We start from the raw sequence: 15,034 nt of genomic DNA, 5'->3' as shown, positions 1-15,034 counted from the left end.
TGATGCGCCGTGAATAAGATATGCATGGACAAGCGGCGGCGTTCTTGCCTGTGCCGCTCCCGCGGTCGGGGACGGAACCATCATGGCCAGCATCACCGCCGCCGTCGGCACCGCCATTGGCACCGCCGTTGGCACCGGCGTTGACACTCTGCCGCGCGTGGCTGGTCCCCATCTGGGACAGTCGCTGCGGCTGTGGCGCACCCTGCGCCGGGTGAAGCAGAGCCATGCCGGCGAATTGCTGGGCGTTTCCCAGGCCACGGTCTCCCGCTGGGAATCCGGCACGCTTGTGCCCGACGGTGATGAACAGGCGGCCATCCGCCAACTGATGCAGGCCGGCCTGGACAGTGCCGCCGACCGCGAACTGGCGCGCCTGGTGAACAATTCGGCCGGATCGGTGCACCTGGTCTGTGACCTGACCCATCGCCTGCTGGCTTTGTCGGCGGGGCGGGAGCGGGACTTTGGGCGACCGCGCGCCGACCTGCTGGGCACCTCCCTCTGGCCCTATGCCAGCGACGAGATCCGGGCGGCGGAGGCGACGCTCGCGGACCTCGGCTGGTTCGAGCCGTCGCCGCCGGCATTGGAACTGACCACCCGTGCCAACCGCTCAGCCGAGGTGAGGATCTTCGCCAGCCGTTTCCGCTGGGTGCGCTTTCAGCTATCGGACGGCAGCTTCGCCCGGCTGGTGGATACGATTGCCTATGAGATGCCTGGGCCGGTCGCTTAGGCGTGGCCGCCTCTAGTCCCGCCGCAGCAGGAAAATCCCCTGTTCGCCCGACCAGTTGGCGCGCCAGGTGGTGGCGTCGCTGGTCAGCTGGCGGCCGGCGTGGTCCAGGATGGCGCTGCGCTCCACCGTCACCCCGCCCAGGTCGGCGCACAACGCGGTGAAGTCGGCGATGGTGCAGAAGTGGATGTTGGGCGTTTCCCACCACTGGAACCCCAGCCGGTCGGTCACCGGCATGCGGCCCGTCAGCAGCAGGGCCAGGCGCACCCGCCAGTAACCGAAATTGGGGAAGGAGACGATGACGCGGCGGCCGATGCGCAGCATCTGCAGCAGCACGCCGCGCGGGTCGCGCGTGGCCTGCAGCGTCTGCGACAGGATCACATAGTCGAAGGCGTCGCTGGGATAATCCTTCAGGTCGGTGTCGGCGTCGCCCTGGATGACGGACAGGCCGCGCGACACGCATTCGCGCACGCCATCCATGCCCAGTTCCATGCCGCGCCCATCGACGCCCTTTTCCCGGGTCAGCAGATCCAGCAGGGCGCCATCGCCGCAGCCGACGTCCAGCACGCGGGCGCCCGTGCTGACCATGTCGGCGATGCGGCGCAGGTCGCCGCGGATGTCGGTGCGGGGGGGGATGACCGTGGCGTCCATGGGATCAGGCCCGCCGTTTCAGGCCGCGATGATCGGCGCACCCGTTGATGAAGCCGCGCATGACTTGGTGGAACTCCGGCTCATCCAGCAGAAAGGCGTCGTGACCCTTGTCCGTCTCGATCTCCACGAAGCTGACGTTGGCGGCCACGGCATTCAGCGCGTGCACCACCGCCCGCGATTCGGAAGTGGGGAACAGCCAATCGCTGGAGAAGCTGGCCAGGCAGAAGCGCACGGGCGTGCCCTTGCCGCCCACGCGGAAGGCCTGGGCCAACTGGCCGCCGTGCTCCGCCGCCAGGTCGAAATAGTCCATGGCGCGGGTGATGTAGAGGTAGCTGTTGGCGTCGAAGCGGTCGACGAAGCTGGCCCCTTGATAGCGCAGGTAGCTTTCCACCTGGAAATCGGCGTCGAAGCCGAAGGTGATGGCCTGGCGGCTTTGCAGGTTGCGGCCGAACTTGCGATGCAGCGCCGCTTCGGACAGGTAGGTGATGTGGGCGGCCATGCGGGCCACGGCCAGGCCGCGCGCCGGGTTGGTGCCGGCCTGCTGATAGGCGCCGTCGCGCCATTCCGGGTCGGCCATGATGGCCTGGCGCCCCACCTCGTGAAAGGCGATGTTCTGGGCCGAATGGCGGGCGGCGGTGGCGATGGGCACGGCGGCGAACACCCGCTCGGGGTAGGACACCGCCCACTGCAGCACCTGCATGCCGCCCATGGACCCGCCGATGACGCAGAACAGCTGGTCGATGCCCAGCGCGTCGATCAGCAGCGTCTGCGCCCGCACCATGTCGCCGATGGTGATGACAGGGAAATCGATGGCATAGGGCTGGCCCGTGGCCGGGTTCACGTCGTGCGGCCCGGTGGACCCCATGCAGCCGCCGATGACGTTGCTGCAGATGACGAAGAACCGGTCGGTGTCCACCGGCTTGCCCGGGCCCACCAGCATCTCCCACCAGCCGGGCTTGCCGGTGATGGGGTGGCGGTCGGCCACGTACTGGTCGCCCGTCAGGGCGTGGCAGACCAGGACGGCATTGGACTTGTCGGCATTCAGGGTGCCGTAGGTCTGGTAGGCCACGGTGAAGGGACCCAGCTGCCCGCCGCCGTCCAGGGGCATGGGCCGATCGGCGCCCAGCACCATGCGGTGTCCGGGCAGGACCCCAAGGGCGGGCGCGGCCGTGGCGCCGGAACTATCCGTGTAGGCAGGCGGGGTGATCATCGTCGGGCGGGCCTTGGAATGCAGCCTGCATGACTAGGAAGCGGGGTACCCCAAGTCAACGTTTTCTTTGATTTTGCGGGGGGCAGGCTCTAAGACTCAGTCGTTTCAGGTCCTATAATCCGAACCCGTCCATGCCCCCTGCCAGCCCCTCCGTCGACGCCCTGCGCCGTGAAATCGATGAGATCGATGCGGCCATCCATGACCTCATCATGCGGCGCGCCCGGGTGGTGGAGCGTATCGCCCAGTCCAAGGCGGGCGCCAAGGTCTTCATCCGGCCAGGGCGTGAGGCAGGCATCCTGCGGCGCCTAGTGGCCCGGCACCAGGGCAGCGTGCCCGTGGCCGCCATCGTGCGCATCTGGCGCGAGATGATCGCCGCCATGACCCTGATCCAGGGGCCCTTCGCCGTCGCCGTGTACGCCCCCGACGACGACCGCCGCCTGTGGGACATCGCCCGCGACCATTACGGCACCGTCACCCCCCTGGCCCCGGCCAACACCGCCCAGGCCGTGCTGCGCGCCCTGGCCGAGGGCAGCGCCACCGTCGGCGTGGTGCCGGTGCCGGAGGAGGAGGAGACGGACCCCTGGTGGCGTTTCCTCATCAGCGACGACACCAAGACGCCCAAGATCATCGGCCGCCTGCCGTTCTGCAGCCGCCCCGGCCAGAAGGAGGGCGGCGACGCCCTGATCCTAGGGGCGGTGCCGCTGGAGGCCACGGGCCAGGATCACACCCTGCTGGGGGTGGAACTGGCGCAGGACATGAGCCGCGGCCGCCTGAAGGACATGATGGAGGCCGTCAACCTGCCCGTGGGGTGGTTCCGCATCTTCCACCTGCCGGGCGGCGGCGGGTCCGTTCACCTGATCGAGGTGGAGGATTTCGTGGATGGCGACGACGCCCGCCTGGGCGCCCTGGCGGAAAAGCTGGGCGATGCCCTGGTGCGCGTGCTGCCCGTGGGCGCCTATGCCCTGCCCATCACGCTGGAAGCCAGGAAGTCCTGAGACGGGCTACCCCGAGTCGCCTCAGGAAGCCCGCCGAGTCGCGCCCCACCGGCGCAGGGCATGCGCCCCCGATTCGCATAAGGCTTTGATAAGACTCACAGCTATCCTTACCTGCGTGCGGGTTTGACCTAAGAACCCGCCGCCCGCGAGAAGAAGACCGCCACCGCCTGCCAGAAGGTTTCCCAGCATCATGTCCGCTCCCGTTCCCAACCCCGGCATTCTCGATATCCATGCCTATGTCGGGGGCGAGGCGCATGCGCCGGGGGCGTCGCGGCTGATCCGCCTGGCCTCCAACGAGGGGGCGCTGGGTCCCAGCCCCAAGGCGATCGCGGCCTACACCGCGGTGGCGGGGCAGATCCATCGCTATCCCGACGGCGGATCCAAGGCGTTGCGCGCCGGCCTGGGCCGCCGCTTCGGCCTGGATGCCGAGCGCATCGTCTGCGGCAACGGCTCCGACGACGTGCTGCAGCTGCTGACCCGTGCCTATGCCGGAACCGGTGACGAGGTGCTGCACACCGTCCACGGCTTCGCCATCTATCCCATTAGCGCGCGCTTTGCCGGCGCCACGCCGGTGGCCGCACCCGAGACCAACCTGAAGACCGATGTGGACGCCTTGCTGGCCCGCGTCACGCCCCGCACCCGGGTGGTGTTCATCGCCAACCCCAACAACCCCACCGGCAGCTATCTCAACAGGGACGAGCTGCGGCGCCTGCACGCGGGGCTGCCGGAGAACGTGCTGCTGGTCATCGACGCGGCCTATGCTGAGTATGTCGATGCGCCGGACTACACCGATGGGTCCGACCTGGTCGACGCATTCAGCAACGTCGTCATGACCCGTACCTTCTCCAAGATTTTCGCGCTGGGCGGCCTGCGCCTGGGCTGGGCCTATTGCCCGGCCGCCGTGGCCGACGTGCTCAACCGCGTGCGCGGGCCCTTCAACGTGGCGTCCAGCGCCCAGGCCGCCGGCCTGGCGGCGCTGGAGGATGTGGAGTTCCTGGAAAAGAGCCGCCGGCACAACGTCCAGGTGCGCGAGTGGTTCGTCGGCCAGGTGCGTGAGCTGGGCCTCGTGGTCCATCCCTCCGTGGCCAATTTCGTCCTGATCTCCTTCGCGGAGCAGAAGGGCGACCGCGCTAATGCCGAGGGCGCCCGGCTGCTGCTGAAGTCGCGCGGCATCCTGGTGCGCCAGGTCGGCTCCTACGGCCTGCCGCATTGCCTGCGCGTCACCATCGGGCTGGAGGATGAAATGCGGGAGGTCGTGGCCGGCCTCGCGGATTGGGTGGTCGGCAAATGACCGATACGCCCCTCTACAATCGCGTCTGCGTCATCGGCCTGGGCCTTATCGGCTCCTCCCTGCTGCGCTGCTTGATGGCCGACCGTTCCCTGGCGGCCGAGGTGGTGGCCTGCGACCGGTCTGACACCGTCTGCGCCCGCGTGGCGGAGTTGGGCATCGCCGACCGGGTGGAAAGCGATGCCACCCTGGCCGTGGCCGGCGCCGACCTGGTCATCCTGTGCACGCCGGTGGGTGCCTATGCCGATGTGGCGGCGCTGATCGGCCCGCACCTGGCGCCGGGCAGCACGCTCAGCGACGTTGGCTCCGTCAAGCAGGCGGTGGTGCGCGACGTCTCTCCCCACGTGCCGGACGGCGTGCACTTCGTGCCCGGCCATCCTCTGGCCGGGACCGAGCACTCCGGCCCCGACGCCGGCTTCAAGGAGCTGTTCCGCGGCCGCTGGCTGATCCTGACCCCGCCGCCGGGCACGGATGCGGATGCTGTGGACCGGCTGGGCCGGCTGTGGGCGGCGTGCGGCTCGCAGATCGAGGTCATGGACGCCAGCCACCATGACCAGGTGCTGGCCATCACCAGCCACCTGCCGCACCTGATCGCCTACACCATCGTCGGCACGGCCACGGATTTGGAAGAGACGACGAAGTCGGAGGTCATCCGCTTCTCGGCCACCGGCTTCCGCGACTTCACCCGCATCGCGGCGTCCGACCCCGTCATGTGGCGCGATATCTTTCTGAACAACCGCGAGGCGGTGCTGGAGATGATCCAGCGCTTCACCGAGGATCTGACGGCCCTGCAGCGCGCCATCCGCTGGGGGGAGGGGGACAAGCTGTTCGACCTGTTCACCCGCACCCGCGCCATCCGCCGTTCCATCATCGACGCCAAGCAGGCCTGATCGGTTCGTTCGCCTCAAGCGCCGGCGGGGCATCCGCCCCTTGGCTATCCTCGCTGCGCCCTTCGGTGCTCGCTGCGGCGGACGCCGTCGCGTCCTTGTCGCTTCGCCCCGTTTCAACTAATGGGTAGCCGCGCTCAGGTTTGAAGCCGGCTTAGCGCCAGGCGATATCGGGGTAATGGGCCACGGTCAACGGGCCCACCTGCAGCTTATGGTCCTGCATCGTGATGGGTAGCTTCAGCGTGGGGGCGCCGCCGTTGGCCTTGGGCTTGGCCAGCAAGGCGACGCCCAGGTGCGCCCAGGTCGCGGCGTTGCCGCGCAGGCTGCCGCCGTCGTGCAGCGCATCCACCAGATTGTCCAGGCCCGACAGTTCCGCCGTGCCCGACCCCTGGGGCTGCAGGTTGGCATCCAGCGCCAGGGTGGCGTTGGCCCCCATGTGCAGGTCGCCCCAATCCAGCTTCAGGCTGTCGATTTCCACCGTGCCGCCCTCCTTGGACCAGGGCGTCACCGCGTCCACGGTGGGCGCGGCCGGCACCGGTCCCTGCACCCGCGCTGCCAGGATCAGGCGCTGCACTGTCGTGCCCAGGCTGCGCACCGGCGGCACGGTCATGTTGGTGACGTCCACATGCAGGGCCAAGCCCGTGCCGGTGTGGTCCGTCGGCGGCGTCAGCGGCCGTTCCACCGTGACGGACAAATTCTCGATGGGGTAGCTGCCGGCCGGCACCAGGCTTGCCGGTGGCGCGTCCGCCGGGGCGCCCTCCGGCGTCGGCAGGGCGGCGGCGACCAGGGTGGCGTGGTTCAGATTCACCTGCACCGAGCGCGGGGCGCCGGTGGCCAGGTCCAGGGTGACGCGGCCGCCGGCGATGGTGGCGGAGGCCTCCAGCGCCGGCCGCCCGCCCTCATGCGGCAGGGTGGCGTGGCCACCCTTGGCCAGGGTCAGCACCACCTGGTCCAGGCGCCAGATGGGCGCGGAGGCCTTGACCGTCTCGGCCGACCAGCTCAGCCCGTCCGGCTTCGCGACCTTCACGTCGGTGGCGGTGATGGAAATGCCCAGGGGAAAGCCGCCCAGCGTGGGCGGCTGATAGGTGATGCTGGCGCCCGCCGCGCGCGCCAGCTCGGTATTGTGCTCCAGCAGGCCCAGCAGGCGGGTCGCCATGCGGTGCCACCACACGGCATAGCCGGTCACCAAGACCAGCACCAGGAACAGGACGAGCGTCAGGGGGCGGACACGCATGGGAAATTCCGAAAGGCAGCGGCCGGGCATGGACGCCGGGGCGATGAGGCCACGCCCGGATGGGCTTGGCAAGCGCGGTGCCGTCGCGCCGGCCTTCAGTCTTAGATCGGGATCAGCCGCCTGGAATGCCAGCGCCAATCGGCTTACCGACGGTTGACGGCGGCGGGGAAGCCGTCCAGGGTCGGGAGCATCATGGTCGTTTCCCCTGCCTGGCATGCCGCGCTTGTCCCCATCCGCCCCTGAAATCGCCGCCCCCTACCGTGCCATCGGCGTCGCCGCCGGTGACGATGTCTGGGTCTTCGGTTATGGCTCCCTCATGTGGAATCCGGGTTTCCCTTTCGTGGAGCGGCGGTTGGCCACGGTGCGCGGCTGGCACCGGGGGTTCAGCGTCTATTCCTTCCGTCATCGCGGCACCCGTGCCTGTCCGGGCGCCGTCCTGGGACTGGACCGGGGCGGGGCTTGCCGGGGCATCGCGTACCGTGTGGAGGCGGCCGAGGCGGCGGGGGTGCTGGACTATCTCTGGGCGCGGGAGATGCAGAACGCGGTCTATGAGCCGCGCCTGCTGACCGCCACGCTGGACAACGGGACGAAGGTGCCCACCGTGGCCTTCACCGTGCTGCGCGGGCATGAGCAATATTGCGGGCGCCTGCCGCCGGAGGAACTGGCCGGGCTGATCCGCCAGGGCGTGGGGGAAAGCGGGCGCAACGTCGACTATCTGGTCAACACTGTCCGGCACCTGCATGAGCTGGGCATCCGCGACCGCAACCTGGAAGGGCTGGTGGAGCGGGTGACGGCCTCGTGAGGGCGGTTAAGCTCACCCCCGCTTGAGGAACAGCACGCGGGTGTCGCCATAGCGGCGGTCGTCCCGTTGCTCGAAGCCCAGCGGCGCCTGGAAAGCGTCATCGCCGCCGATCTCGACGACGCACAGGGCCTCTCGCGCCAGCCAGCCGCCGACCGCCAGGCCTTCCAACGCGCGCGGTGCCAGCTCCTGGCCGTAGGGCGGGTCCAGGAAGACCAGCTCGGCCGCCTGCCGGGCGGGAGGGGGCTTGGTGGCGTCGCCCAGGGTGAACTGGCAGCGGCCGCCTTCCCGCAAGGTGGCGGCGTTGGCGCGGGCCAGGTCCAGCGAAGCGCGGCTGACATCCAGGAACAGGGCGGCCTCCGCCCCGCGCGACAGAGCCTCCAGGCCCAGGGCGCCGGTGCCGCAGAACGCGTCCAGCACCACCCGGCCCTCCACCGTGGGGCCTTCGTCGGCGAAGAAATCGCCATGCTCCAGGATGTTGAACAGGGCCTGGCGCGTGCGGTCGCTGGTGGGCCGCACGTCCCGGCCGCCGGGGGCCGCCAGGGTCCGCCCGCGATGCCGCCCGCCGACGATGCGCATCAGGTCTTCTTGCCCCTGGGCGCCGGCTTGCCCGTTGGGCGTGCGGGCTTGGAGCCGGCAGATTTGGGGCTGGTGGATTTGGCGGAAGCCGCTTTAGGCGTTGGCTTGCCGGTGCGCGGGGGGGCCGCCTTGGCCGTATCCCGCTTGGCCTCGCCCCGCTTGGGCTCGCCGCGCTTGGCGCCATCCCGCTTCGGGGCCCGGCTATCGACGCGCTCACCCAGGCTGGGGGCGCTGCGCGTCACCGCCGCCTTGCGCGGGCGGCGGGCGGGGGTGTCGTCATCATCGTCGGGCGTGCCGTCCAGCGCCCGGTCCAGGGCGAGGGCCAGCGCGCGCGCCTTGTCGGCCGCGCTGTCGCCGGTGGAAGGCGGGCGCTTGGCGCGGGTGGCGGCATCGGCCGGTGCTGAAGGGCGTTCAGCGGATCGGGATGTGGCTCGGGCCGGGGCACGGGCGGCGCGGGGAGCCTCCACCCCCTCCTCACGGCGGATGCGGGCCGGGGCGGTCTTTGCCGGTGCCGCCTTGGCAGCGGGTGCGGCCTTGGGCGCCTTATCGAAGCGCAGCGCCGGCGCCTCGGCCGCCAACTTGCCGCGCGCCTCCTTGCGGTCCTGGGCGCTTTCCTTGGGGAAGAACTGGGGCAGCTGGTCGCGCAGCACGCGGCGCGGCACTTCCTCCACCTCACCCTTTTCCAGCTTGCCCAGCTGGAACGGGCCGTAGGCGACGCGGATCAGCCGGTTCACCGTCAGGCCCAGGTGCTCCAGCACCTTGCGGATCTCGCGGTTCTTGCCTTCGCGCAGAGTCATGGTCAGCCAGGCGTTGCTGCCCTGCTCCCGGTCCAGCACCGCCTCGATGGGGCCGTACTCGATGCCGTCGACGAAGATACCCTCCGCCAGCTTGGCCAGCTTGGCGGTATCCGGCGTCCCGTGCACTCGCACCCGGTAGCGGCGGGGCCAGGCGGTGGACGGCAGCTCCAGATGCCGGGCCAGTTCCCCGTCGTTGGTCAGCAGCAGCAGGCCCTCGGTGTTCAGATCCAGCCGGCCGACGCTGATGACGCGCGGCATGCCGTCGGGCAGGCGGTCGAACACCGTGGCGCGGGCCAACTCGTCGCGAGCCGTGGTCACCAAGCCGGCGGGCTTGTGATAGCGCCAGACGCGCGTCGGCTCCTGCTCCGGCAGAACCTGGCCGTCGACGACGATGCGGTCGCCGGCTTGCACGTTCACGCCGGGCGAGGTCAGTACCTGGCCATTCACGGCCACGCGACCGTCAGCGATCCAGCGCTCGGCATCGCGGCGTGAGCACAGGCCGGCACGCGCCAGCCGCTTGGCGATACGCTCGCCGTCTTTGGGGGCGCCGGACTTCTCGGGGGATTTGGTATCGGACATGGGGCGGACTGTATGCGCGCCCAGCCGCCTTGCCAAGCGCCAGACGGCGCCGGCCCAAGCCGATGGGGGCCTCGCCTGGGGCATGGCTGCGCTTGATTCGGAAATGATCGTTTCCTATAATGCTGCCATGACCGCCTCGCTCTCTCCCCGCCGTCCTGGCCCCGGCCGCCCGCGCGAATTCGACACCGACCTGGCGTTGGATCGCGCCATCGCGGTGTTCAGTGAGCGCGGCTATCAGGGTGCTGCCATCAGCGACCTGACCCGGGCCCTCGGCCTGACCGCCGGCAGCCTGTACAAGGCCTTCACCGACAAGCGCGGCCTGTTCCTGGCCGCCTTCGACCGCTACGTGGCCCTGCGGACCGAGCGGTTACGCGCCGCGCTGGAGGGCGCTCCCACCGGGCGGGCCAAGATCAAGGCGGTATTGGATTTCTATGCCGACAGCAGCCATGGGGCTGATGGTCGCCGGGGGTGCCTGGTGGTGGCCGGCGCTGTGGACCTCGCCGCCGCCGATCCGGAAATCGCGGCCCGGGTGACCGGGGCGCTGCACCTGAACGAGGGACGGCTCGCCGACCTTGTCGCTGAAGGACAGGCCGATGGCACGGTCGCCCCGCATCTTGATCCCTCGGCCACTGCCCGGTTGTTGCTGTGCGTGCTGCAGGGGATGCGCGTCATCGGCAAGACGGGGCGGGACCGCGCGGAAATGGCGCCCTTGGCGGACAACGCAATGAAACTGCTGGACTGAAGACGGCCCGCCATCGCCGCCGCAGTGGCGGTTGCTCAATTAGGAAACGATCATTCCCAAAAAAGGAGATAACCCCATGCAACCCTTCAACGCCGATCGCTTCTGGCGACGCTTCCGACACGGCCTGGTGACCGCCAACGGTGTGCGCCTGCATTACGTCGAGGGTGGGCCAGAGGGCGAGCAGCAGGGGCCGCCGGTGCTATTGATCCCGGGCTGGCCACAAAGCTGGTACGCCTGGCGCCATGTCATGCCCTTGCTGGCCGATGCCGGGCGGCGGGTCATCGCCGTGGACCCGCGCGGCTTCGGCGACTCGGATCGGCCGGCCGACGGTTATGACCTGGGCACGGTGGCGGCCGACATGCACGGCCTGGCCACCGCCCTGGGCCTGCTGGACGATGGCCCGATCGACGTGGTGGGCCATGATGTCGGCACCTGGATCGGCCATGCCTATGCCGCCGACTGGCCAGGGGACGTGCGCCGCCTGGCCCTGGTTGATGCGGCCCTGCCGGGCATCACGCCCCCGCCACCGCCCGGCATCCCATCGGACGAGGCCAACGCCCGCACCTGGCACTTCGCCTTCAACCGCCTGGACGATCTGCCCGAGATGCTGATCCAGGGTCGGGAGCGCGCCTACCTCAGCCACTTGTTCAACGCCAAGGCCCTGCGGCGCTGGGCCATCGGGCCGGCCGACCTGGACGAGTACGTGCGGGTGCTGTCCCTGCCGGGCGCCCTGCGCTCCACCTTCGCCTATTATCGCGAGGTTTTCCGGCCGGCAGAACTGGCGCGGGCGAAGGCGCGGGCGGCGATGGGGCTGGCGCTGCCCATTCTGGCCGTGGGGGCCCGGGCCGGCGTGGGCACCCTGCTGGCCGATACCTTGCGCGGCTATGCCGCCGACGTGCGGGCCCAGGTGCTGGACTGCGGCCATTATGTGCCGGAGGAGGTGCCCGACGAATTGGCGGCCGTGCTGGTCGATTTTCTCGCCGGATGACAGATGCGCCGCCCGCCCGCTTGACGCCGCGCGCGGCGCTGCCCCACGCTGGGGACATGCTGTCGTCCCCGCTTGAGACCGAGCCCGATCCGTCCCCCATGGAGCGCGCCTTCGCCGAGGCCGCGTCCGCCGCCGCGCGGGGGGAAGTGCCGGTGGGCGCCGTCATCGTCGACCCCGCCTCCGGTGCCGTCCTGGCCGCCGCCTCCAACCGGACGGAGGAGTTGGCCGACCCCACGGCCCATGCCGAGGTGCTGGCCATTCGTGCCGCCTGCGCCGCCGTAGGCCAGCCGCGCCTGCCGGGCCTGGACCTCTATGTGACGCTGGAACCCTGCGCTCTGTGCGCTGCCGCCATCAGCTTCGCCCGTCTCAGGCGGGTCTATTTCGGGGCCTACGACCCCAAGGGCGGGGCCGTGGAGCATGGCCCCCGTTTCTTCAGCCAGGCCACCTGCCATCATGCGCCCGATACCTATGGCGGGCTGCAGGAACGGCGGGCGGGTGCGCTGCTGCAGGATTTCTTCAAGGAACGACGCTGACGCCGCCGCCACAGCAAGGGGATGGGAACCGCATGCCGCTCTACCGGGACGACTACGGCGCCTACTACTGGTCCTTGCGCGGCGATGTGACGGGCGAGGTGGTGCGCGACACGCCTTTCCACAAGGACGCCGGCATGCGGGTGCTGCGGGTCCGCCCGGGGCAGGAGGGGCGCATCCTGTGGACGGTGCGGGGCGCTTTCGCCCTGTTGGGGCTGGAGGCGCTGGCCATCCTGGCGCTGGCCGCCGGTCTGGTCATCGTTCCCGCCGGCTGGCAGACCGCTCTGGCAGTGAACGCCTTCCTGCCCACCACCGTCCTGGCGGTGCTGGCCTTGTCCGTGCTGCTGCCGCTGTCGTGCGAATGGACCATCGTGCGCCACCCCCTGCGCATCGTATACGGTCAGCCGCGCAGCCTGCTGCTGGCGCCGCTGCTGCCCCTGCTGGGGCCGCTGCTGATCGTCCTGGCCACCGCCGCCGTATTCTGGCGTCAGGCCGGGGTGTTCCGGGGCCTGCGGACCATCGTGCACGGCGCCGACCTGTGGGTCTGGGGCATCGTGGCGGCGGCCGTTCTGGGGCTGGCCGTGCTGGCCGGCTGGCTGATCCGCCAGTGCTGGGTGGGCTGGAAAGAGGCCCACCGCCGTCCGCCGCCCCGCATCCTCGGCCTGAGGGTGGCGGCATCGCGCGAGCGGCGGCGGGACCGGACCGGGTCTTAGGCTCCCGGCTTCTCTTCGGCGGCGGCTTCCTCAGCCTGGGGGGCTTCCCCGCCCTTGGCTTCGGCGGCCGCCTTCTCGGCGCGATAGGTGTCGAAGGCGATCTTCACCGACCGCGCGGCCTCGCTGTCCGGGTAGGCGGCGGCCCACTGGTCGGCGCGGTCGGCGGCGGCGTCGCCATTGCCCATCTGCGCCATGACCGTCAGGGCCCGGGCGTAGAACTGCTGCGGCACCGGATGCGCCGGCGTGGTCTGGATCAGCACCCAGATGATCTGGGCGGCCTCTTCGGCGCGGCCCATGGCGATCAGGGTGTCGGCCAGGGCCAGCCGGGCGTCGCCCTGGGACGGGTCCAGGGTGGCGCAGGCATGGAACTCGGCGGCGGCCGCGTCCAGCCGACCGGTGTTGCGCAGGATCAGGCCCAGGTTGAAGCGGGTCTCGGCCCGGTTGGGGTCCAGCTCCAGCGTGCGGCGCCAGGCGTCCTCGGCCCCGGCCAGGTCGTTCTTCTGGCCCGAAGCCACGCCCAAGGCGTGCCAGGCCTCGGTGAACTGCGGGTTCAGTTCCACCGCGCGGCGGAAGCTTTCCAGCGCCTCGTCCACCTTGCCCTGGGCCAGCAGCGCCATGCCCAGGTTCTGGTGGGGCGGCGGGTGGTTGGGATTCAGCGACCGCGCCTTCTTCAGCGCCGTCACCGCCTCCTCCAGCTTGCCCAGGCCCTGCAGCACCGCGCCCAGGTTGGACCAGGCGACGCGGATCTCCGGGACGGAGGCGTAGATGCGGATGATGGCGCGGTAGGCGTTCTCCGCCTCCTTCAGCCGGCCCTGGCGGTGCAGGTCGGCGGCCACCCGCATGTCGTTGACGAAGGGCGCGCCGGCATTGGCGTCCTTGGAGATTTCCGCGATGCGGCGGCGGCGGTCCTGGCGATTCATGATCTCATGTCCCTAAAAACGGCGGGGCCCCGTGCTGGGGCGCCGGCCTTATCCCTGCTTCTGTCCCCGTTAGGCCTTTTCGCGCTCGGCCTTTTCGCGTTCCAGGGCGCGCCAGCCGATGTCCCGGCGGCAGAACCCCTCCGGCCAGCGGATGCGGTCCACCGCCTGGTAGGCGAGTGCCTGCGCCTCGGCCACCGTCTTGCCGATGGCCGTCACGCCCAGCACCCGGCCGCCATTGGCCAGCACATGATCGCCATCTGCTTTGGTGCCGGCATGGAAGACGGTGACCCCGTCGACCTTGCCCGCATCCTCCAGCCCCCCGATGGCGGTGTTCTTCACATAATCACCCGGATAACCCTGGGCCGCCATCACCACGCACAGGGCGGGGTCGTCGTGCCAGCGCACGTCCACATGGTCCAGCTGCCCGTCGCAGGTGGCCAGCAGCAGCGGCACGATGTCGGATTTCAGGCGGCGCATCAGCACCTGGCATTCCGGGTCGCCGAAGCGTGCGTTGAACTCGATCAGCCGCGGCTTCGGTCCTTCCGGGCTCGCAACGATCATCAGCCCGGCGAACAACACCCCGGTGAAGGGCTTGCCCTCGGCCGCCATACCGCGCACCGTGGGTTCCACGATCTCGCGCATCACCCGGTCCTGCAGCGCGGGCGTCAGCACGGGCGCGGGGGAATAGGCGCCCATGCCGCCGGTGTTGGGGCCCTGGTCGTTGTCGAACACCCGCTTGTGGTCCTGCGCCCCCACCAGGGGCAGGGCGTGGGTGCCGTCGCACAGCGCGAAGAAGCTGGCCTCCTCGCCATCCATGAATTCTTCCACCACCACCTCGGCGCCGGCGCTGCCGAAGCGGCCGTGCAGCATGGCGTCGTCGATGGCGGCATGCGCCTCCTCCAGGGTCATGGCGATGACGACACCCTTGCCGGCGGCCAGGCCGTCGGCCTTCACCACGATGGGCGCGCCCTGCCCGGTAACGTAGGCCTTGGCGGCGCTGGCGTCGGTAAAGCGCCGGTAGGCGGCCGTGGGCACGCCGTACTTGGCGCAGATGTCCTTCATGAAGCCTTTGGAGCCTTCCAGGGCGGCGGCCGCCTGGCTGGGGCCGAAGGCCTTGATGCCGGCGGCCGTCAGGCGGTCCACCAGGCCCAGCACCAGCGGCTGCTCCGGACCCACCACCACCAGGTCGACGGCGTTGGACGTGGCGAAGGCCACCAGGCCGTCCACGTCGTCGGCCTTGATGTCCACGCAGCTCGCTACGTCGCGGATGCCGGCGTTGCCGGGCGCGCACCACAAGGTGCCGCACAGGGGGGAGGCTGAGATGGCCCAGCACAGCGCATGCTCCCGCCCGCCGGATCCGACCACCAGGATCTTCATCGCCTCTACCCCCGATCACGATTC

Annotated in this window: 16 protein-coding genes; 9 read left to right on the top strand and 7 right to left on the bottom strand. The window is 70.2% G+C overall.

Annotation, left to right across the window (positions count from 1 at the left end; genetic code table 11):
* The first annotated feature begins 82 nt into the window (after positions 1 to 82).
* Entirely contained in the window at positions 83 to 724 is a 642-nt protein-coding gene (locus tag P5F91_RS17770) for a helix-turn-helix domain-containing protein (RefSeq protein ID WP_277907752.1), read from the top strand.
* 12 nt (positions 725 to 736) lie between these two features.
* Here the strand turns inward: P5F91_RS17770 and metW are convergent, their stop codons facing one another.
* Together metW and metX are read right to left on the bottom strand one after the other, a co-directional pair.
* A complete protein-coding gene (gene metW / locus P5F91_RS17765; protein WP_145611229.1) occupies positions 737 to 1,372 on the bottom strand; it encodes a methionine biosynthesis protein MetW in 636 nt (211 codons plus the stop codon).
* A gap of 4 nt (positions 1,373 to 1,376) precedes the next feature.
* Positions 1,377 to 2,582, bottom strand: a complete 1,206-nt coding sequence (gene metX, locus P5F91_RS17760) for a homoserine O-acetyltransferase MetX (RefSeq protein ID WP_145611230.1) — start codon at positions 2,580 to 2,582, stop codon at positions 1,377 to 1,379.
* Positions 2,583 to 2,713: 131 nt separating this feature from the next.
* Between metX and P5F91_RS17755 the strand changes: the two genes are divergently transcribed.
* From P5F91_RS17755 to P5F91_RS17745, 3 genes are all read left to right on the top strand, one after another.
* Positions 2,714 to 3,577 carry a chorismate mutase gene (locus P5F91_RS17755; RefSeq protein WP_145611231.1) on the top strand — a complete coding sequence of 288 codons (864 nt, stop codon included), beginning with the start codon at positions 2,714 to 2,716 and terminating at the stop codon, positions 3,575 to 3,577.
* 190 nt (positions 3,578 to 3,767) lie between these two features.
* Complete coding sequence (gene hisC, locus P5F91_RS17750) at positions 3,768 to 4,868, top strand: histidinol-phosphate transaminase (protein ID WP_277907751.1); 1,101 nt, start codon at positions 3,768 to 3,770, stop codon at positions 4,866 to 4,868.
* Positions 4,865 to 5,755 carry a prephenate/arogenate dehydrogenase family protein gene (locus P5F91_RS17745; protein ID WP_277907750.1) on the top strand — a complete coding sequence of 297 codons (891 nt, stop codon included), beginning with the start codon at positions 4,865 to 4,867 and terminating at the stop codon, positions 5,753 to 5,755. The genes hisC and P5F91_RS17745 overlap by 4 nt, the downstream gene beginning before the upstream one ends.
* A 151-nt stretch (positions 5,756 to 5,906) precedes the next feature.
* On the opposite strand, the gene P5F91_RS17740 is transcribed toward P5F91_RS17745, so the two are convergent.
* Positions 5,907 to 6,986: a DUF2125 domain-containing protein gene (locus P5F91_RS17740; protein ID WP_186454787.1), complete on the bottom strand. Its 1,080-nt coding sequence runs from the start codon at positions 6,984 to 6,986 to the stop codon at positions 5,907 to 5,909.
* A 223-nt stretch (positions 6,987 to 7,209) separates the two neighbouring features.
* Here P5F91_RS17740 and P5F91_RS17735 point away from each other — a divergent pair, with 223 nt between their 5' ends.
* A complete protein-coding gene (locus tag P5F91_RS17735) occupies positions 7,210 to 7,788 on the top strand; it encodes a gamma-glutamylcyclotransferase (protein ID WP_246134426.1) in 579 nt (192 codons plus the stop codon).
* 12 nt (positions 7,789 to 7,800) lie between these two features.
* On the opposite strand, the gene P5F91_RS17730 is transcribed toward P5F91_RS17735, so the two are convergent.
* Both P5F91_RS17730 and P5F91_RS29885 read right to left on the bottom strand, forming a co-directional pair.
* Positions 7,801 to 8,364 (bottom strand): RsmD family RNA methyltransferase, encoded by a 564-nt coding sequence (locus P5F91_RS17730; RefSeq protein WP_145611236.1) that lies wholly within the window; start codon positions 8,362 to 8,364, stop codon positions 7,801 to 7,803.
* Positions 8,364 to 9,740 (bottom strand): pseudouridine synthase, encoded by a 1,377-nt coding sequence (locus P5F91_RS29885; RefSeq protein WP_145611237.1) that lies wholly within the window; start codon positions 9,738 to 9,740, stop codon positions 8,364 to 8,366. Before P5F91_RS29885 ends, P5F91_RS17730 begins: the two co-directional genes overlap by 1 nt.
* 103 nt (positions 9,741 to 9,843) lie before the next feature.
* Between P5F91_RS29885 and P5F91_RS17720 the strand changes: the two genes are divergently transcribed.
* The 4 genes from P5F91_RS17720 to P5F91_RS17705 all read left to right on the top strand — a co-directional run bounded on the left by P5F91_RS17720 (position 9,844) and on the right by P5F91_RS17705 (position 12,713).
* Positions 9,844 to 10,482 (top strand): TetR/AcrR family transcriptional regulator, encoded by a 639-nt coding sequence (locus P5F91_RS17720; RefSeq protein WP_145611238.1) that lies wholly within the window; start codon positions 9,844 to 9,846, stop codon positions 10,480 to 10,482.
* 76 nt (positions 10,483 to 10,558) lie between these two features.
* Positions 10,559 to 11,470, top strand: a complete 912-nt coding sequence (locus tag P5F91_RS17715) for an alpha/beta fold hydrolase (RefSeq protein ID WP_277907749.1) — start codon at positions 10,559 to 10,561, stop codon at positions 11,468 to 11,470.
* 98 nt (positions 11,471 to 11,568) lie between these two features.
* A complete protein-coding gene (locus P5F91_RS17710; RefSeq protein WP_186454815.1) occupies positions 11,569 to 12,003 on the top strand; it encodes a nucleoside deaminase in 435 nt (144 codons plus the stop codon).
* Positions 12,004 to 12,035: 32 nt separating this feature from the next.
* On the top strand, positions 12,036 to 12,713 hold the full coding sequence (locus P5F91_RS17705) for a hypothetical protein (protein ID WP_145611240.1): 678 nt from the start codon (positions 12,036 to 12,038) through the stop codon (positions 12,711 to 12,713).
* Here P5F91_RS17705 and P5F91_RS17700 read toward each other — a convergent pair.
* Positions 12,710 to 13,633 carry a tetratricopeptide repeat protein gene (locus P5F91_RS17700; RefSeq protein ID WP_145611241.1) on the bottom strand — a complete coding sequence of 308 codons (924 nt, stop codon included), beginning with the start codon at positions 13,631 to 13,633 and terminating at the stop codon, positions 12,710 to 12,712. The two genes, P5F91_RS17705 and P5F91_RS17700, sit on opposite strands and share 4 nt — an antisense overlap.
* A 69-nt stretch (positions 13,634 to 13,702) precedes the next feature.
* Positions 13,703 to 15,010: a phosphoribosylamine--glycine ligase gene (purD, locus tag P5F91_RS17695; RefSeq protein ID WP_277907748.1), complete on the bottom strand. Its 1,308-nt coding sequence runs from the start codon at positions 15,008 to 15,010 to the stop codon at positions 13,703 to 13,705.
* Positions 15,011 to 15,034 lie beyond the last annotated feature (24 nt).

This window comes from Nitrospirillum amazonense (genome assembly GCF_029594735.1).
GTDB classification, from domain to species: Bacteria; Pseudomonadota; Alphaproteobacteria; order Azospirillales; family Azospirillaceae; genus Nitrospirillum; species Nitrospirillum amazonense.
This window is presented reverse-complemented; position numbering and strand designations above follow the sequence as displayed.